The sequence below is a fragment of the Kitasatospora sp. NPDC004240 genome (assembly GCF_053603215.1).
The window spans coordinates 1-20,899 of the sequence record NZ_JBSGFD010000003.1; the positions used below are offsets into that span (position 1 = coordinate 1).

The 20,899-nt window shown below is 72.6% G+C and carries 15 protein-coding genes and 1 pseudogene; 5 read left to right on the forward strand and 11 right to left on the reverse strand.

The features are described 5' to 3' along the window. Nucleotides 1-99 precede the first annotated feature (99 nt). From ACWEQL_RS01340 to ACWEQL_RS01380, 9 genes are all read right to left on the reverse strand, one after another. The gene (locus ACWEQL_RS01340) at nt 100-2,289 is read right to left on the reverse strand and encodes a bi-domain-containing oxidoreductase (protein ID WP_452148059.1); all 2,190 of its coding nucleotides are present in this window, start codon (nt 2,287-2,289) and stop codon (nt 100-102) included. A gap of 152 nt (nt 2,290-2,441) precedes the next feature. Beyond that, nucleotides 2,442-4,376 (reverse strand): asparagine synthase (glutamine-hydrolyzing), encoded by a 1,935-nt coding sequence (gene asnB, locus ACWEQL_RS01345; protein WP_452148060.1) that lies wholly within the window; start codon nt 4,374-4,376, stop codon nt 2,442-2,444. 3 nt (nt 4,377-4,379) lie between these two features. Beyond that, nucleotides 4,380-5,906 (reverse strand): Wzz/FepE/Etk N-terminal domain-containing protein, encoded by a 1,527-nt coding sequence (locus tag ACWEQL_RS01350; RefSeq protein ID WP_452148061.1) that lies wholly within the window; start codon nt 5,904-5,906, stop codon nt 4,380-4,382. Continuing rightward, a complete protein-coding gene (locus tag ACWEQL_RS01355; protein WP_452148062.1) occupies nt 5,903-7,270 on the reverse strand; it encodes a Wzz/FepE/Etk N-terminal domain-containing protein in 1,368 nt (455 codons plus the stop codon). Before ACWEQL_RS01355 ends, ACWEQL_RS01350 begins: the two co-directional genes overlap by 4 nt. Then, a complete protein-coding gene (locus tag ACWEQL_RS01360; RefSeq protein WP_452148141.1) occupies nt 7,267-8,487 on the reverse strand; it encodes a glycosyltransferase family 4 protein in 1,221 nt (406 codons plus the stop codon). The genes ACWEQL_RS01355 and ACWEQL_RS01360 overlap by 4 nt, the downstream gene beginning before the upstream one ends. A 109-nt stretch (nt 8,488-8,596) precedes the next feature. Next, nucleotides 8,597-9,913, reverse strand: coding sequence for a nucleotide sugar dehydrogenase (locus tag ACWEQL_RS01365; protein ID WP_452148063.1), 1,317 nt, complete (start codon nt 9,911-9,913; stop codon nt 8,597-8,599). A 73-nt stretch (nt 9,914-9,986) separates the two neighbouring features. Then, nucleotides 9,987-11,516, reverse strand: coding sequence for a sugar transferase (locus ACWEQL_RS01370; RefSeq protein ID WP_452148064.1), 1,530 nt, complete (start codon nt 11,514-11,516; stop codon nt 9,987-9,989). Between the two features lie 1,113 nt (nt 11,517-12,629). Next, nucleotides 12,630-13,127, reverse strand: a complete 498-nt coding sequence (locus ACWEQL_RS01375) for a GNAT family N-acetyltransferase (RefSeq protein ID WP_452148065.1) — start codon at nt 13,125-13,127, stop codon at nt 12,630-12,632. Further along, nucleotides 13,124-14,476 (reverse strand): DUF6271 family protein, encoded by a 1,353-nt coding sequence (locus tag ACWEQL_RS01380; RefSeq protein ID WP_452148066.1) that lies wholly within the window; start codon nt 14,474-14,476, stop codon nt 13,124-13,126. The genes ACWEQL_RS01375 and ACWEQL_RS01380 overlap by 4 nt, the downstream gene beginning before the upstream one ends. Nucleotides 14,477-15,097: 621 nt before the next feature. Here ACWEQL_RS01380 and ACWEQL_RS01385 point away from each other — a divergent pair. The 3 genes from ACWEQL_RS01385 to ACWEQL_RS01395 are packed head-to-tail and all read left to right on the forward strand — an operon-like array spanning nt 15,098 to nt 17,812. Next, nucleotides 15,098-15,499, forward strand: coding sequence for a WXG100 family type VII secretion target (locus tag ACWEQL_RS01385; protein ID WP_452148067.1), 402 nt, complete (start codon nt 15,098-15,100; stop codon nt 15,497-15,499). 4 nt (nt 15,500-15,503) lie between these two features. After that, nucleotides 15,504-17,252 carry an alpha/beta hydrolase gene (locus ACWEQL_RS01390; protein ID WP_452148068.1) on the forward strand — a complete coding sequence of 583 codons (1,749 nt, stop codon included), beginning with the start codon at nt 15,504-15,506 and terminating at the stop codon, nt 17,250-17,252. Next, entirely contained in the window at nt 17,249-17,812 is a 564-nt protein-coding gene (locus ACWEQL_RS01395) for a hypothetical protein (RefSeq protein ID WP_452148069.1), read from the forward strand. Before ACWEQL_RS01390 ends, ACWEQL_RS01395 begins: the two co-directional genes overlap by 4 nt. Before the next feature lie 64 nt (nt 17,813-17,876). Here ACWEQL_RS01395 and ACWEQL_RS01400 read toward each other — a convergent pair. Further along, nucleotides 17,877-18,008, reverse strand: a pseudogene (locus ACWEQL_RS01400) (exodeoxyribonuclease III); the annotation flags it as partial. 184 nt (nt 18,009-18,192) lie between these two features. On the opposite strand from ACWEQL_RS01400, the gene ACWEQL_RS01405 reads away from it, so the two are divergent. Then, on the forward strand, nt 18,193-18,954 hold the full coding sequence (locus tag ACWEQL_RS01405) for a zinc ribbon domain-containing protein (protein ID WP_452148070.1): 762 nt from the start codon (nt 18,193-18,195) through the stop codon (nt 18,952-18,954). Between the two features lie 251 nt (nt 18,955-19,205). On the opposite strand, the gene ACWEQL_RS01410 is transcribed toward ACWEQL_RS01405, so the two are convergent. Continuing rightward, nucleotides 19,206-20,024 carry an MBL fold metallo-hydrolase gene (locus tag ACWEQL_RS01410; protein WP_452148071.1) on the reverse strand — a complete coding sequence of 273 codons (819 nt, stop codon included), beginning with the start codon at nt 20,022-20,024 and terminating at the stop codon, nt 19,206-19,208. A gap of 78 nt (nt 20,025-20,102) precedes the next feature. Here ACWEQL_RS01410 and ACWEQL_RS01415 point away from each other — a divergent pair, with 78 nt between their 5' ends. Then, a complete protein-coding gene (locus ACWEQL_RS01415) occupies nt 20,103-20,747 on the forward strand; it encodes a helix-turn-helix domain-containing protein (RefSeq protein ID WP_452148072.1) in 645 nt (214 codons plus the stop codon). Nucleotides 20,748-20,899 lie beyond the last annotated feature (152 nt).

The window sequence follows — 20,899 nt, forward strand, 5'->3', positions numbered from 1 at the left end:
GGCCGGCCAGGGTCAGGAAGCTGTAGAGGAAGTTCGCCCCGAAGAGCATGTCGAGGCCGAAGGAGATCCCGAGGACGATCAGCCAGAACGGCTTGCCCATCACGGCCTCGCCAGCGTCACCGGCGCGCCGCCGGCCAGGGAGGCCTGCACCGCGAGGGTGGCCGCCGTGGTGGCGACCAGCGACTCCAGCGGCACCGGCATCGGCCCGCCGGTGCGCACGGCCCTGACGAACGCCGCCAGTTCGGCGCACTGGCCCTTGTCCCGGGCCTTGGGCAGCCGTGAACTGACCCACCGCTTCGGGCCGTGCACCGAGGCGCGGACGAAGTCGTCGAGCTTCAGCACCTTGCCGTCCGCGAGGAGGTCCAGCGTCTCCTTGGGGAAGCCCGGCGCGCCGGTGGTGACGTAGCTGATGGTGGCGGTGGAGCCGTCCGGGTAGCGCAGCACCACCTGGAGGTCGTCGTTGCCGGGCGAGGCGACCGCGTACACCGAGACCGGGTCGGCCTCCAGCAGCCAGCTCGCCGTGTCGACGAAGTGCCCGCCCTCGCCCTCGAACCGGGTGCCCTCGGTGCCCTGGCGCAGGTACCAGCTGCCGTCCTGCAGCCGGCCCGCGTTGACCAGGTAGCGCAGGCTCGCCGGGCCGGTCCGGACGCCGAGGCGGGTCTTCGCCTCCCGCAGCAGCGGCGCGAACCGGCGGTTGAAGCCCACCTGCAACCGGTCGTTGCCGGACTCCTCCACCGCCGCGAGCACGCCGGCCAGTTCGTCCTCGGTGAGGGCCAGCGGCTTCTCCACGAACACCGCCTTGCCTGCGAGCAGCGCCCGGCGGGTCAGTTCGGCGTGCGAGCTGTGCCGGGTGACCACGAACACCGCGTCCACCGAGGGGTCCCCGAGAACGGAGTCCAGATCGGTGGTCGCCCGGGCGAAGCCGAACTTCCGCTGCGCGTTGGCCGCGGACAGCGCCGTCGTGGTGACCACCGCGGACAGCGCGACCCCGTCGCGCCCCGACAGGTGCGGCAGCAGCATCGACGTCGCGTAGTTCCCCGCGCCGACGAACGCCAGCCGCACGGGCGACGTGACGGACCGGGCCGGGGCCGGCGTCGCGGTGCCGCGCCGCACCTGGGGCACCGCGATCTCCGGGGCGCTCCGTTCCGTCTCCGTCTCCCCGGCGGGCCCGGGGTAGCGGAACAGCACGGCCACGGCCTTCAGGTCACCGTCCTTCAGCCGCTGGTACGTCTCGACGGCGTCGTCGAAGTCGGCGACGTGGGAGACCAGCGGCTCCACGTCGACGCGGCCGCGGGCGAGGAGGTCGAGGAAGCACGCCAGGTTGCGGCGCTCCGTCCAGCGCACGTAGCCGATCGGGTAGTCGCGCCCCTCCAGCTCGTACTCCGGGTCGTAGCGCCCGGGGCCGTACGAACGGGAGAACCGGACGTCGAGCTCCTTCTCGTAGTACGCGTTCCACGGCAGGTCCAGGCGGCACTTGCCGATGTCGACGACCCGGCCGCGGTCCCGGCTCAGCCGGGCGGCCAGCTCGACGGGCTGGTTGCTGCCGCCGCCGGCGGCCAGGTACACCTGGTCCGCGCCGTGTCCGTCGGTGAGTTCGGCGACGGCGGCCTCCACGGCCGTGGAGCCGGGATCGCCGCAGGCCACCGCCCCCAGGCGCTCGGCGAGCCGGCAGCGCTCCGGGTCGGGGTCGGCCCCGACCACGCGGACCCCCGCGGCGGTGAGGAGCTGCACCACCAGCTGGCCGATCAGCCCGAGTCCGATGACCAGCGCCACCTCGCCGAGCTGCGGCTCGCCCTGGCGGACGCCCTGCAACGCGATCGACCCGACGGTGCCGAACGCCGCGTGCCGCGGCGCGAGGCCCTCCGGCACCCGGGTGTAGAGGTTCTTCGGCACCCAGTTCAGCTCGGCGTGCAGGGCGTGCTCATTGCCGGCGCAGGCCAGCAGGTCGCCGACCTTCACGTCGTCGACCCCGGCGCCGACCTGCTCGACCACCCCGCACAGCGAGTAGCCCAGCGGTGTGTACGAGTCCAGCTTGCCCATCACCTTGCGGTAGGTCGCGGGCAGCCCGTTGGTGGCCACGCTCTGCATGACCTTGGCCACCTGGTCCGGACGCGAGCGGGCCTTGCCCAGCATCGACATGCCGGCCTCGGACACCTTCATCAGCTCGGTCCCGGTGGATATCAGCGAGAAGGCGGTGCGGACCAGTACGCCGCCCGGCTTGCACCCCGGCACGGGCACGTCGAGCACCGCCAGCTCGCCGCTCTTGTAGTTCTGTACGACCTGTTTCACCGAAATCCCCTTGTTTCCGAGCCGTCTTCTACGCCGCCGAGCGGGTGCCCCGGCCGGTCCTACGCCGCCGAGCGGGTGCCCCGGCCGGTCCTACGCCGCCGAGCGGGTGCCCCGGCCGGTCCTACGCCGCCGAGCGGGTGCCCCCGCCGGTCCTACGCCGCCGAGCCGGTGCCCCGGCCGGACCCGGAGGTCGCGTCGCGGTACCAGTACTCGAGGGTCAGTACGTGCCAGAGGTGCTTGGAGAAGTCCTGCTGCCCGGCGGCGTCCTCGGCGACCATGCGGGCGAGCGCCTCGCGGCGCAGGAGCCCGGAGTTGACGAGCACGCCGTCGTGCACCACCTCGCGCACCAGCGGTGCCAGGTCCCGGCTCATCCAGGCCCGCAACGGGGCGCTGAACAGGCCCTTGGGCCGGTACACGATCTCCCGGGGCAGGACCGAGGTCGCCGCCTCCTTGAGGACGGCCTTGCCCTGGCGTCCGACGATCTTGCGGTCCCCGGGCACGGCGAACGCCGCCCGGACCACCTCGACGTCCACGTACGGCACCCGGACCTCGGTCGACGCGGCCATGCTCGACCGGTCGGTGTACGCGAGGTTCAGGCCCGGCAGGAACATCCGGGCGTCGCCCAGGCACATCCGGTTGACGAAGTCGTCGAGGTCGTTGTCCCGGTAGACGTCCGCGTGCTCGGTCAGCACGTCGTCGACGGTCCCGGCCAGGTCCGGATCGACCAGGGCGAGCAGGTCGTCCCGGTCGTACATGGTGTAGCTGCGCCGGAACGCGGTCTCCTCCGGCAGGTCGGCGAAGGAGAGGAACCGCTTCGCGAACCGCACCGACCGCAGCCCCCGGCGGGCCGTGGCGACCGGCATCCGGTCCACGGCCGCGGACAGGCCGCGCCGCAGCGGCCGCGGGACACGCTGGTAACGCAGCGCCAACCGGTTGGCCAGGTGCTTGCGGTACCCGGCGAAGAGCTCGTCGGCGCCCATCCCCGAGAGCAGCACCTTGACCCCGGCCTCCCGGGCGGCCGAGCAGATCAGGAAGGTGTTGATCGCGGCGGGGTCGCCGATCGGCTCGTCCAGGTGGTACGTCATCCGCGGGAGCAGGTCGAGGACGTCCGGGGCGATCTCGATCTCGTGCAGGTCGACGCCGAACCGCCCGGCCACCTGCCGGGCGTAGCGCAGGTCGTCCGGCATCGCCTCGAACCTGGCGTCCTCGGCGCGGAACCCGATCGTGTAGGCCGAGATCCCCGGGTGCTCGCGGGCCGCCAGCGCGGTCAGGTAGCTGGAGTCCAGCCCGCCCGACAGGAAGGTCGCCACGGGTACGTCGGCCAGCAGGTGACGCCTGGTCGACTCCTCGACCACGGCGGCGATGTCCGGCAGCTCCCCGGCCCGGGCCCGCTCCCGGCCCTCGGCGGCGACCTCCCGCAGATGCCAGAACCGGCCGCTCTCCACCCGCCCGTCGGGCCGGCACCGCAGCCAGCTGCCCGGCGGCAGCTTCTGCGCCTCGCGGAACGCGCAGCGCGAGTCCGGCACCCAGTAGTACAGCAGCGAGGCCACCAGCGCCGCGTGGTCCACCTCCAGCGACCCGCCGGTCGCGGCGGCCAGCGCCTTGAGCTCGGAGGCGAACACCAGGCCCTCACCGCGCCGGATCAGGAAGAGCGGCTTGATGCCGAGCTGGTCGCGGGCCAGCACCAGCTCGCCGGTCCGCTCGTCGAAGATCCCGAACGCGAACATGCCGCGCAGCCGGGGCAGGCAGTCCGTGCCCCAGCGCCGCCAGGCCTCCAGCAGCACCTCGGTGTCGGAGGTGCCGCGGAAGCGCACCCCGGCGGCCGACAGCTCGGCCCGCAGCTCCGGGGCGTTGTACAGCTCGCCGTTGTACGTCAGGACGAGGCCGTCCGAGGCCATCGGCTGGGCGCCGGTCTCGGACAGGTCGATGATGGCCAGCCGGCGGTGCCCCAGGTGCACCTCGCCGTCGCCGACGGCGTGGCAGTACCGCCCGGCCCCGTCCGGGCCCCGGTGGGCGAGGGTGTCGGTGAGCAGGTCGGTCACGACCTTCCCGTCCGGCCATCGGTACGCGCCTGCGATGCCACACATGTGCTACCGCACCTCCTGGTCACTGCCCGGGGCCCGTGCGGTCCCCATCGGTCGTCGTTCCGTCCGCCACCGGCCCGTCCCGTTGCGCAGGGCCGCCTCCCCGCCCCGGCCGCGCGCCGGTGTGCGCGGCCCGTCCCACAGCGTGCCGTCGGTGCGGTCCCGCGGATCGGGGTCGATCAGCACCACACCGATCACCTGGACGTCCTGGTCGGCGAGTTGCCGCGCCACGGTGTGCAGCCACGCCGTGCTGCCGTGCCCGGCCCGGACGACGAGCACCGTCCGGGTGCCGAGGTGCCGCAGGTCGGTCCAGGCCGTACCCGGCGCCACCGAACCGATGCCGAGCCGGCGCTCCGGGCCCTCCGCCGCCGCGGGCCCGCCGCCGGCCACGGCCGGCTCACCCGCCTTCGGGCCGCGCCCGGCGAACCGGGGGACGGGCAACTCGTCGACGAGGACCACCGGCCCCTCCTCCTCCCACGCCTTCGCGAGGTCCCGGGCGATCGAACCCGTGCTGCGCGCACAGCCCAGCTCCAGCAGCGACACCGGCTCCGCGGAGCCGCGCACGGTCCGGGCCAGGGTCGTGGTGAGCCTCGCCCGCGCCGCCCGGGCCCGTCGGCCCCGCCACCGGCCGGCCGGTCCGCCGGGCACCCGGCGCAGCTCCGCGATGACCGAGGCGCCGAGCCCCTCCGCGACGTCCCGGCGCAGCACGGGGCGGTCCGCCACCACGCTGCCGACCGCGGCCACCACGAGCCCGACGACCAGGCCGAGGACGAACCCCATCCCGGCGTCGGTGGCGACGGTCACGATCCGGGACTGCCGCACCGCGCGCGGGGCGTCCACGATCTGCGTGCCGGCCACGAGCCGGGGCATGCCGACCCGCGCCTCCGCGGCGCGCTGCCCGAAGTCGGTGATCCGCGAGGTGAGTTCGGCCCGGCTCGCGAAGAGCGACTCCAGGCTCGCCGGCGCCTTCGACCCGCTCGGCGCGGCGCCGTCGCCGATCGCCTGGTTGACCTGGGCGAGCTCCTCCCGCAGACGGTCCCGCTGGTCGAGCAGGGCCTTGGCCTGGGCCTCCGCGGTCTCCCGGATCCGCCGCACGTGGTCCGCGATGAACGCCTCGGCCAGCGCCTCGGCCCGGGCCACCGCGTCCTTCTCACTGCGAGCCGTCACCGTGATCTGCAGCACCGTGTTGGTCAGGCCGAGGCCCGTGTAGTCCTTCAGGAAGTCCTCCGGCCTGTCCGTGGACCCGACGGACTGCAGCGCCTTGCCGGCGATCCCCGTGGTCTGCAGCAGGGCGACATCGGTGCGGATCAGCGTTCCGGGGTCGTTCGGCTGGTCCTCCTGATGCGCGACCAGCACCTTGACCACCGCGGTCGGCGGTGGCGGCTGGAGGACCGCCAGCGCGGTGCCGGCCAGCAGCCCGAGCACCGCCAGCGCGGACCAGAGGCGGCGGCGCCTGCGCACCGCGACCACCAGCGCCTGCAGGTCCACCAGCGGCGCGGCCGCCGGCACCTGCGCAGTCGTACGCGTCGTCACCCCGTCGCACTCCTCGCGTCGTCGTCGCCCACCGGCACCGGCCCGGCGCCGTCCGGACCACCGTCGGCCGACCGCTTCCGACCGGCCCGGACCACGCCGGCGACAACGGCGCCGACGACCTCGTGCCCCGCGTCCGCACACGCCTCCGCGATGCCGGCGAGCTCCGCCGCCGTCCAACTGCCCGCACTGAGCACGACCAGCGCACCGGACTCGCCGTCGCGGTCCGGCACCAGCGGCCGGGACATCGAAACCCCCACCACCCGCAGCAGCGGATCGCCCCCCGCCTCGGCGACGAGCCGCTCGGCCGCCCGGCCCGCCGTCTCGTCGCCGTCCGGGACGACGGCCAACAGCGGCCGGGGGGCCGGCAGCCCGTCCCGGAGCCGCTCGCACACCCGCCGGTAGCGGACCCGCCGACCGGCCTCGTCACCGGCCGCGCGCGGGGCCGGCAGGTCCCACCGGACGTCGGTGCCCAGCAGCCGGTGCACCAGCGCCATCGGGCCACGGCCCCGGGGCCGCCGCGCGGGCCCTTCACCGGGCACGTCGACGGTGCCGAGCAGCACCGAACCCAGCGCCGCGGCGATCTCCGGTTCGGTACGCGGCCGGCGGCTCATCCGCGCGGCCGTGAGATGACCGATCACCCCGAGCAGGAGGAACGCCGCCGCCCCGCCCGCGACGAGCTGCGTCCTCGTCGGCGGCGCCTCGCCGGCCGGCCGGACCGCCGGACCCATGACGACCAGGTTGACCGCCTTGGTCGCGGCCGGGTCGACCTGGTCCAGCTTCTTGACGGCGTCCTGCAGCGCGGTGCGCAGCTTCACCAGCTCGGTACGGGTCTGCACGCCCTCCACGCTCTGCCCCGGAGCGGCCGCGTCGGCCAGCTCCGTGATCCGGCGGCTGACCTGGAGCACCATCTGCCGCAGCGCCTCGGGCTGCGCCGCCGCGGGGTCGGTGCCGTCGCCCGAGATCCGCGCGGCGAACGCGACGAACTGCCGGGCCACCTGGTCGGAGAGCTGCTGCGCGCGCTCCGGGGTCTCGGCCGTACCCGAGATCTTGATGATGTTCCCGTCCGCGGCCGCGGCACTCACCCGCTCCCGCAGCTCGTCACCGCCGACACCGCTCCAGCCCAGCGCGGCGGCCGTACGGTCGATCACCACCGAACTGGTCGCGATCTCCGCCTGGGTCATCAGCTCGCGGTCCTGCCACGCCCCCGGCAGCAGCACCGAGGCCGACGTCGTGTACCGCGGCGGAGCCAGCACGGAGACGCCGAGACCGAGGAGCGCGCCCACCACGGTGAGGAGGGTGAGCAGCCGCCAGCGCCGACGGAGGATCCGGCCGACCGTGACCAGGCGTATCGTGTCGTCGCTCAACGGCGCGGCCTTCTCCCCGCCCGGCCCCGGACGCCCGCCGCCACCGGAGCGCGGTCACGGCAGGCGGCCTCGTAGGCGGCGAGCAGCGACCGCTGCGAGTTGCGCCAGGAGAGCGGCCCGCCGATCCGCTCCTGGCCGAGCTTGCCCATCCAGGCCCGCTTCTCCGGATCGTCCATCAGCTGCGCCACGAGCGCGGCGAACGCCGACTCGTCGTCGGCCGGCGCGTAGACGGCCGCGTCACCGGCGGACACCCGCGCCTCCCGGAGATCGAACGAGACGATCGGCCGGCCCATCACCATGTACTCCAGGACCTTGTTCATGGTCGACACGTCGTTGAGCGGATTGCGCGGGTCGGGGGAGAGGCACACGTCCGCGGTGGACAGGTAGCGCACCAGGTCGGCGTCCGGAACGCGCCCGGTGAACTCGACCTGCTCCGAGAGCCCGAGCCGCCGGGACAGCTCCACCATCGCGTCGAAGGTGTCGCCGCCGCCGACGAACACCGCGTGCCAGTCGGTCCGCCCGAGCTCATCGCGCAGCTTCGCCAGCGACCGCAGGGCGTAGTCGACGCCGTCCTGCGGGCCCATCACCCCGAGGTAGCACAGCAGATGGGGCTTGCCGCGCTTCAGCTCCGGCTCCGGCGGCACCGGCCGGAACCGGTCGGTGTCCGGCGCGCTGCGCACCACGAAGACGTCCTGTGCCCGCCGGCCGCCACGGCGCAGCGCGACGTCCCGGTAGCTCTCGTTCGTGGCGAGCACCACGTCCGCGGCCCGGTAGGTCATCCGTTCCAGCGCGCACACGGCGCGGTAGAGCAGGTCCTCACCGCGGTCGAACCGGGAGAGGTACAGCTCGGGCACCAGATCGTGCTGGTCGAAGACGAACCGCGCACCGCGCCGCTTCAGCCACAGCGCCGGCAGGAACAGCAGGTCCGGCGGGTTGCAGGCGTGGACCACGTCGACCGGACCGACCCTGCGGGCCAGCCGGGCCGTGTGCCACAACGCCGATCCGTACTCCCGCAGGTAGCCGGCCGGCCCGCCGGTGGCCGCGCGCAACGGGTAGCGGTGGATCCGCACCCCGTCGATCACCGCCTCCGCCTCGGTGTCCCGCTTGCTCCCCCGCGGACAGATGACGTCGACCGTCCAACCCGCGTCGCGCAGCGTCGTGCACTCCTGCCACACCCGCCGGTCGAACGGCACCGACAGGTTCTCCACCAGGATCAGCGCGCGACGTTCCCGCCCGTCGCCGCCGGCCGTGTCCTTGACCGCCGTGTCACCGACCGACGTGTCCTTGTTCGCCGTGTCACCGGACTCCGTGTCATCGAACGACGTGTCACCAGGCAAGGCCCATGTACCCCGGTTCGGTCCGGCGCGCCTCGGCGTCGGGAAGGCGGACGAGATCGACGATCACCGGGCCGTCACCCTGGGGCAACGCCGACAGCACGGCCGGGTCCCTGGTCCCGATCACGCACACCTCGGCGTGGTCGAGCACCTCGTCGGCGGAGTCCGCGAGCAGCTGCGCCAGGTGCGGCAGCCGGGTCTCGATGTACTCGCGGTTCGCGCCGAGCAGCCGGGAGAGGTTCACATTGGGGTCGTAGATCCGCAGGTCGTACCCCTTGCCGTGGAGCCGCTCCGCCAGTTCGACGAGCGGGCTCTCCCGGAGGTCGTCGGTGCCGGGCTTGAAGGACAGGCCGAACAGGCCCACCCGGCGCCGGCCGGCACGCTCGACCAGATCCACCGCGCGCTGCAGGTGGTCGGAGTTGGAGGGCAGCACGTGGGAGAGGATGGGCACCGAGACGTTGGCCTGCCGCGCCGCGTGGACCAGACCGCGCAGGTCCTTGGGCAGGCAGGAGCCGCCGAAGGCGAAGCCGGGCCGCAGGTAGGCGGGGCTGATGTTCAGCTTCCGGTCGGCCAGGAACACGTCCATCACCTGGTGCGAGTCCACCCCGAGCGCCTGGCACACCGCGCCCAGCTCGTTCGCGAAGCCGATCTTGAGGCCGTGGAACGCGTTGTCCGCGTACTTGATCGCCTCGGCCGTCGGCACCGGCACCCGGAACACCTCTCCGGGCAACCCCTCGTACAGCGCCGCGACCACATCGCCGCTCGCCGGGTCGAGCTCGCCGATGACGGTCTTCGGCGGGTCGAAGAAGTCCCGCACGCTCGTGCCCTCGCGCAGGAACTCCGGGTTCACCGCCACCCCGAAGTCCACCCCGGCCGTGCCGCCCGCGTACTTCTCCAGGATCGGCACCAGCAGGTTCAGACAGGTGCCGGGGAGCATGGTGCTGCGGAACACGACGGTCTGCCGACCGCCCCGCTCGGCCACCGCGGCACCGATCTCCTCGGTGACCCGCTCCAGGTAGGTGGTGCACAGGCTGCCGTTGGACTCCGACGGCGTGCCCACGCAGACCAGCGACACGTCGCTGCCCGTGATCGCCTCGCGGACGTCGGTCGTGGCACGCAGCGCACCGGTCCGCACGACCTCGGCGATGAGCTCGCCGATCCGCTCCTCGACCACCGGGGCCCTGCCCTCGTTGACCAGGTCGACCTTCACCTGGTTCACGTCCACCCCGATGACCTCGTGACCCAGGCTGGCCAGGCACGCGGCCGACACGCAGCCCACGTAGCCGAGCCCCAGGACACTGACCCTCATGACCCGTTCCTCCCCTCGGACCGGCCCTTCCGGCCGGCCGTCCGCGCGCCGATCACACGACGCCCCCCACGCATCAGTAGGCCCCCTGCCCCTGAAGCACCGCACGCAAGGTCTTCCACAAGATCACCGTGTCCAGGGCGAGCGACCAGTCCTCCACATACCGCAGGTCCAGCCGGACCGCCTCCTCCCACGGCAGGTCGCTGCGCCCGCTGATCTGCCACAGGCCCGTGAGCCCCGGCTTGACGAGCAGCCTCCGCCGGATGTCCGGGTTGTACGCCGCGGACTCCTCCGGCAGCGGCGGACGCGGACCGACCAGCGACATCGAGCCGGTGAGCACGTTCAGGAGCTGCGGGAGCTCGTCGAGCGAGTACCGGCGCAGCACGCCCCCCACCCGGGTCACCCGCGGATCCCGGCGGAGCTTGAACAGCGGGCCCGCGCCCTCGTTGCGGTCGGCCAGCTCGGCCCGGGCCAGGTCGGCCCCGACGACCATGGTGCGGAACTTGACCAGGGTGAACTCACGGCCGTCCTTACCGACCCTGCGCTGCAGGTAGAACGCCCCGCCCGGACTGTCCGCCAGCACCAGCAGCCCGACGGCCACCATCAGCGGCGCCGACACGAGCAGCAGGAACGCCGCACCCAGCCGGTCGACGACCTCCTTGACCACCCGGCGGCCCCCGGTGAAGGTCGGCATGCTGACCCGCAGCATCGGGATCCCGAGCACCGCGTCGACGTGCAGCCGCGGGCCGGCCACCTCCATCAGCACCGGGGCCACGACCATCTCGGCGTCGCCGCCCTCGAGGTTCCAGGCCAGCCGCTGCAGCCGGTCCGGTGACCAGTGCTGGTCCGGTGTGATCGCGACGACCCGGTAGCCGTCGCGGCGGACGTGGTTGGCGACGTCCGTCAGCCGGCCGACGACCGGCACCCCGTCGAGCCGGTCACGGCCGTGCCCGAGCCCGTACGGCGTGCACACCGCCTCCACCCGCCAGCCGAGGTGCGGGAACTTGCGGGTCCGGGCGATCAGGTCGCGCACGGTGGCCGGGCTCCCGGCGGCGAGCACCGGGCGCAGGCACCGCCCGTCCTTGCGCTGCTTGTGCAGCCACAGCCGCAGCAGATACCGCTCGGTCATGGTGACCAGCGTGATCGCGGGGATCGCGACGAAGATCCAGAGCTTGATGTTGTGCGAGGTCAGGGCGATCCCGCCGAGCGCCAGCACGACGGCCGCCGTGAACAGCGAGCGTCCGAGCCGGCGGAACTCCTCGGCCCCCTGGCCGAGCACGGCCGGAGCCCACGACCGGGTCATCGCCAACGCCCCCAGCACCAGCAGCTCGGTGAAGAAGGCGAGAATTCCCCATTTCTCGTGCCAGTCGGCCGCGTCCCGAACCCCGAAGAAACGGCCTATCGCCCCCACCACGAAAGCGGTGGCCACGGTATCGCTGAAGATCACAATACGGCGGTACTGCTGCTCCCAATCACTCGCGGGACGCCTGATCCTTCCGTCCACCGGACGCCCCCGCGCCGGCAGGAACGGGCTGACCAGCTCTCCCTCCCCCTGCTTCACGGCCCCCTCCAGGTCGGCAGTGGGTTCGACGTGCTCGCTCCACACGGTTCCTCCCCCCGGGAGGCCTGCGCCTCCCGCACTCTTCCTCCCCTCGGGAGGCCCCGCCTCCCGTGCCGCGCTGTTCCCACCTCCCCGGGGCCCGCCCCCGCGCATGGCAAAACCGGCCCCTGCAGCGCTACGTGAACATCCCACCCCGGGTGTCGGCCGACCCGTACGTCCCGCCGGAGTCCCGAGGTGCGTGGGAAACCGTCGACGGTCGCTCTCCACACTCGAGGCCCCGGCTCGGGTGCCGAGAAATCGATCACCCTCACATCCGCGGCCGGGAACACGCTTTCTGGCCGGCCGCAGCGTCGGACCTGTCGATCCTGATTCGCCGCCTCGCACCCAACTGTGGTGTGCGAAGCGGAAATCAATCTAGAGCATCGGGGCCGTTCCGAGGGGACGATGTGTGAAACGCGTGCTCGATATTTGGACTTGATCCGCCGAACCGTTTCGGAGTGGGATTTCTGGGGCGGAGGGTGTGCATTGTGGCGTGTGATGCGGGAGTTTTCCGGGCTGCCGGTACCGGCGATCCCGAGGCGTCCCACCAGCGCCGGCCGGGCGGTGGCCGGGCTGTGGGTGGGGTACGGCCGGGCTGTGGGCGGGGCGCAGACGAAGCACCTGTCCGCCGAGGCCGCGGGACAAGGGTGCGTGCGGGGCGGCGCGGGATCCGGCGAACCGCACCGCGCAGACCCCGGGGGCGCCCCGGAGCGGCCGCGGCGGGCCGCCCCGGGGCGGTGCCCTGTCCGAAAACGTTCACCCGTCCGAGCGCGGACGGCGCGGGCGGGGTCGCCTGCCTGGGCCGAGGTGCCGCCGGCGGCGAAGTGGACGCGAGGGCTCCAGCGGCCGACATCCTCACCTGCGCGGGCAGGTACCTGACGAACTCGGTGCTCTCGTCGATGAGTTGGCAACCGGTCGGCGGTGTTCGGCGCGGGGGAGGGCGGGTCGGGGTGGCCGGGTCGGCGCCGGGCGAGCGGCGCGCCTCCGGCCGGGCGGCTCGCCTTCGGCCGGGGGCGCGCAGGGGACGCGTACGGCCGGTGCCGCGGACGCGTACGCCGGGGGCGCCGTGTCACCGGCGCACCCCGGCTCGGTGGCGATCCGTCCAGGCGCCCCCGGAGGTCAGCGCACCGGCATCGACATGTAGACCGCGCGCCGCCCGTAGGACGCGGGGACGGCCACCTCCCGGTGCGCGCGGTAGCCGATGAGCCGCAGCAGGATGTCCGCCCCGCGCACCGCGACCATCGAGATCCGCTCGAAGCCCAGCTCCTGCGCCCGCACCCGGAAGTACCGCATGAACTCCAGCGCGACCTCCCGGCCGCGCAGGTCCTCGGCGATCACCAGGTCGTGCACGTGCAGGTTGCCCGACTCGAACGCGGCGTCCTCCGCCCGGGCGAGGTCCGGGCAGCGCAGCGGCGGGTACGGCAGGCTCAGCAGGTAGCCGCGGACCGTGCCGCGCTGCTCCAGCACGAAGCAGGTCCCCGGCGAGCCGAGGGCGCGGGACTGCAGTGCCTCCCGGCCCTCGGACAGGCCGTCGGCCGCGTAGGCGTCGTGTTCCAGCGCGACCACGGCGTCCCAGTCGTCGTCGGCCAGCTGCCGTATCAGGAGGTCCTCGTTCATCCGGCCGCCCTGACCGTCCCGTCCGCGCCGTCCGGCCCGTCCGCGCCGGGGTGCAGGCCCTCCGCGCGGGCGGCGGCCACCATCCCCGCCCAGGCCTCCACCAGCACCGCCCAGCGCTCGGCGTCCTGCCGCGCCTCGTCCAGGAGCCGCTGCCGCTGCCCGGCCACCACGTCCGCGAGCTCGGTGTACTTGCCGCCCAGCTTGCGGTAGGAGCGGTCCAGGACGTCCAGGCAGTGCTCGTTCCCGGCCCGGTCCCGGTCGACGCTGCCCCGCACCAGGCCGAGGATCGGCTCGACCCTCAGCCCGTGCCGCTCGTCCAGCAGCCCGCGACCCAGGTCGATCATGCCGCCGTAGACCGGGTACAGGTACAGCATCGAGAGCAGGAACTTGACGAACCGCATCTGGTAGGAGAGGAAGCCGGCGCCGGTGCGGCGTTCGGGCGTGTAGTAGTTGACGATGTGGCGGTTGTGGACGACGCCGGGCAGCCGGGAGTGGACCAGGGCGTGCAGCAGGGCGTAGTCGCTGCCGATGGTCTCGGTCGAGGGCAGCAGCGGCAGCACCTCGTAGGCCCGGTGGTCCAGGGCGATGTTGCACATGTAGACGTCCCAGATGTCGGGTACGCCGATGACGGATTCGTCGGTGCCGAACGGCTCGGAGCCGGCGCCCTTGAAGGACACGTCCACCATCGCGTCCCTCTCCTCCTCCGACCACACCGGCGGGGTCCACAGACGCACCACGTCGCGGTAGACGGCCGGGTCCAGCTCGTGGATCTCGCCGATGTCCACGTTGAGTTCGCCGATGAAGGAACCGCTGACCAGCATCACCGGCTTGTCCGCGTCGGCCGGGTCGAGCTCGGAGCGGGACACACCGGCCACCGCCTCGCCGGCCGGGCGGCCGATCGAGAGCAGCTCGTGGTGGATCGGGAAGACCTTCCGGCCGTCGACGACCTGGAAGTCGGCGTCGTCGTTGCGCAGGTGCGCCGAGGTGCAGCCCAGGGCGGCCGCGCCCAGGAAGAGCCGGTTGACGCAGGACCCGTACGCGACGGCCCGGGGGAGCATCAGGTCGAGCAGCAGCTCGGGATCGTCGGCCCCGGAACGCTCGGCCACCCGGCGCAGGAACTCCCGCTGCCGCGTCTCGCCGAGGTGGTGGACGAACACGCCGGGAGTGGGGGCCAGTGAGGCCACGGCCGCCGCGTTCTTCGCGAACCCGGCGTCGCCGGTGGTGTCGAGGACGAGGAGGTGCACCTCGACCCCGAAGTGCTCGACGGCGTAGGCCGCCTCCTCGGCGAGGTCCACGATGGTGCCGGGGCAGGGGCGCATGGTGGGCAGGGCGAGGCAGACTCGTTGCATGGTGTGCGATTCTCCGTCGGATCGTCAGATGTGTTGTCGTGCTCGTTGGTTGAGCGATCGGCCGATGTCCTGAGCGGCGGCTCCGACCGGCCCGTCGCGCCACATCGGGCCCGCCCGGCCGGTCGGCGGGGCCGGACGGATCCCGCGCGTGCGCAGGCTCCGATCGATCGTCGGATCCATGCGCCCGTGCGGGATCAGGGCATGCCAAGGCCGTACGGATCGCTCAAAGCCGCAGTGGAGTCGTCGAGTTGAGGGGATGGCGGTGTCCGTTCCGGGTCCGCCGCACTCCGCCGGACTCCTGTGGATCACCTTGCTCCACCACGGTGGACTAGACCAACTTCGGTGTCAACGGCGTGCTTTCAGGGATCGGCCGGCGCCCGTCGACACTGCCCGATCGGGCAGGCGCCCCTGCCCTCGCGCGGACTTCGCCGCGCTCGCCGCCCGCGTCCCGGTCGGCGACGGCGGCTCACCTGCGCGTCCGGCCACCCGGTCGAGGGGTGACGCTCACCGCGCCCCCGCGCGTCGGACGATCTTCCTCCACATCGCATCCGTTAGCATGCATGTTCGGTATTCGGACACGCGGGCCGGCCGATGGCCGGTTCGAACGCATGGGGGGCATGCATGGCAGATCCTGACGCCGGCTTGCAGTTCAAGGTCAATCCGGCCGAACTGGACGGCTGCGGACAGAGCGCGCAGCACATCGGGGGTCTGATACCGGGTGAGACGTCGAAGCTCGCGGAGCCGTGCAACCAGGCCGCCGGCACCCTGCGGGGCTGGCTGACGGCCGCCGCGGTGCGCGACTGCGGCGCCAACTGGAAGACGCTGCTGGACAAGCTCGCCGGTGACATGGGCGACGTCGGCACCAAGCTCGCCACGACGGCCACCTACTACCGTCAGGTCGAGAAGGACATCCACCAGAGCTTCCGGAACCCGGCCGCGCCGCTCCCGGACGCGCCGGACCCGTTCGGCACGACGTTCGTCCCGGGCCCGGTGAAGCCGGCCGGCGCGAAGGCGGCGGAGTAGCCCGGTGGACATCAAGACCCTGTACGACGCGAACGTCATCAACATCATCACCGCGAAGAACGCGTTCGACGCGCTCCACTCGGCCTTCGGCCGGCACATCGAGTCCTGGCAGCACGAGGTCTCCGACCGGCTCGTCAACTCGCACTGGACCGGCACCGCGTCCGACCACGCCCAGGCCCGCATCCGCTTCCTGGGCACCGAACTCCAGTCCGCGAAGCAGGAACTGGGCCTGGTCAGCAAGGCCCTGCAGGACGCCTTCGACGGCTTCGCCGCCGCCCAGGCGCACCTGATCGGCGCCCTCGACGACGCCAAGGCCCAGAAGCTGACCGTGGCCGCCGACGGCGGGATCACCTGGGATAACGACCCGGGCTCCGCGAACTTCGCCGGCACCGGCGCCGAGGGCCGGGCCAAGCAGATCCAGGCCCGGATCACCGCCGCGCTCAACGAGGCCGACCACGCGGACCGGACCATCAGCGCCCGGCTCGCCCACCTCGCCACCAACGCGAGCAACGGCACCGGCCTCGACTCCGCCACCGCGAAGGCCGACACGGACGCCGCCGACGCGCTCCAGCGGATCCCCGCCGCCGGCACCGACCCGAACGGCGTCAAGGCCTGGTGGAACGGCCTGACCGAGGCCCAGCAGCAGCGGATGGTCCTCAACCACCCGGAGCAGCTCGGCAACCTCGACGGCATCCCCGCCGCCGCCCGCGACCAGGCCAACCGGACCAACCTCAAGAACCTGATCCGGGAGCGCCAGCGCCAGATCGACGCCCTCGGCCCCGAGCCGAAGCGGTACCTGGGGTACTTCAGGGGCGAGCCCGTCATCAACCCCGAGTACGAGAAGTGGAAGGACAGGCGCGAGGCCCTGAAGGAGAAGCTCGCCGGCTTCCAGACCATCCAGGACCGGCTCGACGGCAAGCTGGACGGTGGTGCGGGCGGGCCGGGCTCCAACCCGCCGCTGCTGTTGCTCGGGATCGGCGAGCAGGGGCAGGGCCGCGCGATCGTGTCCTGGGGCGACCCGGACAAGGCGCGGAACGTCTCGTCCCTGGTGCCCGGGCTGAACAGCACCGTGTCCGGCGCCGCAGGGGGCGACACCATGACGGCGAAGCGCATCTACGACGCCGCGGTGAAGAGCGCGGGGGACAACAAGGAGACGCCGAGCGTCGCCTCCGTGTTCTGGCTGGGGTACGACGCGCCGCAGCTGGACGGCCCCTCGGTGCTCATGCAGGACCGGGCGGAGGAGGGCGGGGCCGCGTACAACAAGTTCCTCACCGGACTCCGGGCCACCCACGAGGGCGCGCCGGCCCATATGACCGCGCAGGGCCACAGCTACGGCTCCCTGGTGGTCGGGAAGGCGACCCAGCAGCCCGGCGGCCTGCCCGTCGACGACATCGTCCTGGTCGGCAGCCCGGGCGTCGGGGTGGAGAAGGCGAAGCAGCTCGGGATCGGTGCTGACCACGTGTACGTCGGCACCGCCAAGAACGACCCCGTCGCGGCCGCGCCGTCCCCCGGGATGCTCATCCCCGGCTGGGCCGCGGTCGAGGCGATCACGAATCCCGACGGGTCGTGGCACGGCACGGACCCGGCGAGCGAGAGCTTCGGCGGGCAGCGCTTCTCGGTGGCGGACGGGACCATGGGCGACTCCCACGACAACTACTTCGGGAAGCACGGCAAGGGCGGCGACTCGCTCTCCAACATCGGGAAGATCGTGAGCGGCCACGGGTCCACGATCACCAGGGAGGACCCGAGGTGAGGGCCGCCGTCCGGCGCACGGCCGTGCCGGCGGTGCTGCTGGCGCTCCTGGCCGGCTGGTACGCCTGGCCGGAGCCCGAGGAGCCCACCGTGCCGGTCGAGCAGGCGCAGCACCGGATCGAGGCCGAGCTCGCCGACGTCGCCGGGGCCTTCCACCCGGGGCTCCAGTGGGCCGCGCCGCGGTACGGGAGCGACCCGGAGCTGACCGGACTCTGCGGCACGTCCGGGTGCAGGAGGACGGGCCGGTCGGAGATGAACGCCAAACAGGCGGCCCGGGTCCGGATCACCTCCGGGCGTGATCAGGAGCCGCTCGACATCGTCCAGGCACTCTGGACGGGCAAGGGCTACCCGGTCGCCCGCAACAAGGGCTCGGTGGAGGTGAAGGGCCAGGGGTTCACCCTCTGGTTCGCCGTGGGTGTGAACGGGTGCGCCGAGGTGTGGGCCTCGGTGTTCAACGTCACCGACATCGGCGATGACAACCGGCACGGCGGGTTCGGCCAAGGACCGCCGGACCACTCCGCCCAGTGCGCGACGGCCGACGACCCCTACTGGTCGCACTGACACCGGGCGCCCGCCCCGCCCGACCCCCTCGGGCCGGGCGGGCGCCGGGCCACGGGGTCGGGACTCAGCGCTCGTAGTGCACCGTCACCGGGGCGTGGTCGGACCAGCGCTCGGGGTGGGTCTCGGCGCGTTCGACGTAGGCCTCGGTGGCGAGGGCGGCGAGGCCGGGGGTGGCGACCTGGAGGTCGATGCGCCAGCGGATAGACGTCTTTTGTAAAAGGTCCACCCGTTCGAGTGCAGGTTGTTCGAGGGTGCCCGCTGGCCCGGGCGGTAGGGGACCTCCTGTGAGCATCATGACGTCGTTGGTGCCTGTTCGGGCGGTGGTGGGTTCGCGTGTTTCGGATACGCACGGGGACGAGGGCAAGGTCTCGCCGGCGACGATGGGCCTGAAGCTGACCGGCCGCTCGGTGAGGGCGCGCAAGGTCGCCCGGGACGCGAAGGGCCTGCCGATCCGGAGGGCCAAGCCGCTGTTCACCGAGGAGGAACGGGCGGCGGTCCAGGTGGCGATGGACGAGCGCGCGATCACGACGGAACGCTCGAACGGCGCCTCGCCCTGGCTCGGCGTTGCGCACTGCGACCGCTGCGGCGACCGGTTCTACCGGCAGGTGAACCTCGCCAAGAACGGCAAGGTCTACGAGTACTACCGGTGCGCGAAGACGGCCGGCAAGCCAGCCTGCAAGGGCCGGTCCGTCAAGGGCGAGCGCGTCACCGCGGTGATCGCCGCCCTGGCGGAGCGCCTTGCCGGGCTGGCGATGACGGTACGCAGGTTCATCCCCGGCGAGGACCACACCGAGCAGCTCAACCATGTCACCCAGGCCATGAAGGATCTCCGCGAGGAGAAGCGCCGGAACCTGTTCGACTACCCCGGCGGCGACGACGAGTACGCCGAAGCTCTCGAAGTCCTCGGCGACGAACGCCGCCGCCTCGCCGCCCTCCCACAGCGCCCCTCCGCCTGGGTCGAGGTCGAGACCGGCCAGACCTTCGTTGACGCCTGGGCCCAGGCCGACCAGGAAAGGCGCCGCCAGCTCCTCCTCGGCCTCAAGGCCCGCCTCTACATGACACCCACCGTCGAAGGCTGGTACCTGCCCGCCGAACTCGAAGCGCGGGTTGGACGGCTGGAACGCGCTGGCAGTACGGCGTAGGTCGGGCGCGCCGCGATCGATTGGACGGCCTGCCTACAAGCCCGCCGCTCCAGCAGCCAGGGAGACCGGGAAGCGGGCCCGCCTCCTCGCGTCAACCCCACTCCGGGCACGCCGCCGCACGGGTGACCAACCACCCGTCACCGCCCGGCCACCGTGACCCCCGCGGCGGGTGCGGGGAAGACTGCCAGCCCTCCAACGGCAAGGTCTCCATCGACGGCTGACCCCCGCTTGCGCGGGGAGGGCGGGATCGGTCAGCCGATCGGTGGTGCGAGGTACTCCAGCGCGTAGCCGTCGCCGGAGGGGGTCACGCGGGCGATGCCGGGTGAGTCGAGGTGGGCGCCGGCTACGTAGTGGTGGGGTCGGGTCAGTTGTTCGAGGAGGGCCGCTCGCGCGGTGCGGGCCTGGGTCTGGTTGCCGTCGAGCTCCCAGGACACGTTCGGCTGGTCGAATTGGAGCGTGGGGACGTGGACGGTGTCGCCCCACGCGAGGAGGTGGCCGGTGCTGCTCCTGATGTGGTAGACGGTGTGGCCGGGAGTGTGGCCGGGGGTCGGGACCGCGGTGGTCCAGTCGTTGATCGCGACCTTCTGCGATACCGGTACGACCCGGTCGCGAATCGGCGCGAGCCGCCCGGTGAACACCGAGGTGTCGCCCTCGCCGATCCATACGCGCTCGAGTTCGGCGAACGCCTCCGAACCGTCCGGCGTGATCAGCCCGCTCACGTGGTCTGGGTGGTTGTGGGTGATGGCCACATCGGTGATACGCGCGGGGTCGATTCCCGCTTCGTCGAGCGCCTCGTAGATCAGTCCCATGGTCGGGTCGTGCCAGTTGTCGGACGCGCCGGTGTCGATGAGGACCGACCGCGTGCCGTCGGTGACGAAGAAGGCGTTGACCGACAGCCGCAGGTTGCCGCCGACCAGCGGGACGGCGGCCGGCAGCACATCCAGCGCGCACCCGTCCTCGTCGCGCAGCCGTGTCGGCGGCATGTCGATGTACCCGTCTCGCAACGAGACCACCTGCAGGTCGCCGAATTCGAACGTGGCATGGTGCCGGCCACTCGATATCAAACGCATGAACCGCTCCGTGGTGTTGGGCGCACGCCGCGCGTCTCTGATAGAAGATCAAATCTTCTTTAGGAGAAACCTTACACTGTGGGCAGCGAGGCACACATCGATTTGAGGAGCACGGTGGTCGGGCAAGACGGAAGAGCGGCCGAACCGCGGGGCGGTGACGACCTGGCCGGCGCATTCGGCGGCAACGTGCGGCGACGCCGTGAGGAGGCGGGCCTGACGCTGGAGCAGCTGTCCGCACAGTCGTCGGTCAGCCGGGCGATGCTGTCCAAGGTCGAACGCGGCGAGAAGAGCCCGACGATCGGCGTCGCGTCCAGGATCGCCCACGCGCTCGACGCGTCGCTCTCGGAGCTGGTCGGTGCGCCGGCTGCTGCCACGTCCGGTGTGGCCATCGCCATGCGCAAGAACGACCGCCCCGTCTTCCGTGACCCGGAAACCGGTTTCGAGCGGCACATCGTGTCGGCGGCCCCGGGCGCGGGACGAGCCGAGATGGTCGTCCACTACCTCCCCGCGCAGGTCTCCACCGGGCTGCTGCCCGCGTACCCGCCGGGTACGGAGAAACAACTCGTGGTGCTGAAAGGCACCCTCACCGTGGCGATCGGCGGGATCACCGAGACCCTGGGCACAGGCGACTCCCTGTTCTTCCAGGCCGATGCGGACCACGGCTTCGCCAACCGGACGAATGCTCCCTGCGAATACATCATGGTCATCTCGCGCAGGACCTGATCGGCCGCCTGACGCTGCCGCGACAGGCGGAGGCGCTCCCGCGCCGGGCGGCCACCGGCCGACGGCGCGGCTCTGCCTGAGGTGGCACGACGGAACGGCACGGGCGCGGTGCGTCCTGCGGATCGTCGGCCCGGGGGCCGAACTGGCGGGTG

Excerpts from the sequence above, each read along its gene's own strand:
- asnB (WP_452148060.1), bottom strand. The coding sequence starts at position 4,376 with ATGTGTGGCATCGCAGGCGCGTACCGATGGCCGGACGGGAAGGTCGTG.
- ACWEQL_RS01365 (WP_452148063.1), bottom strand. The coding sequence starts at position 9,913 with ATGAGGGTCAGTGTCCTGGGGCTCGGCTACGTGGGCTGCGTGTCGGCC.
- ACWEQL_RS01375 (WP_452148065.1), bottom strand. The coding sequence starts at position 13,127 with ATGAACGAGGACCTCCTGATACGGCAGCTGGCCGACGACGACTGGGAC.
- ACWEQL_RS01380 (WP_452148066.1), bottom strand. The coding sequence starts at position 14,476 with ATGCAACGAGTCTGCCTCGCCCTGCCCACCATGCGCCCCTGCCCCGGC.
- ACWEQL_RS01385 (WP_452148067.1), top strand. The coding sequence starts at position 15,098 with ATGGCAGATCCTGACGCCGGCTTGCAGTTCAAGGTCAATCCGGCCGAA.
- ACWEQL_RS01405 (WP_452148070.1), top strand. The coding sequence starts at position 18,193 with ATGGGCCTGAAGCTGACCGGCCGCTCGGTGAGGGCGCGCAAGGTCGCC.
- ACWEQL_RS01410 (WP_452148071.1), bottom strand. The coding sequence starts at position 20,024 with ATGCGTTTGATATCGAGTGGCCGGCACCATGCCACGTTCGAATTCGGC.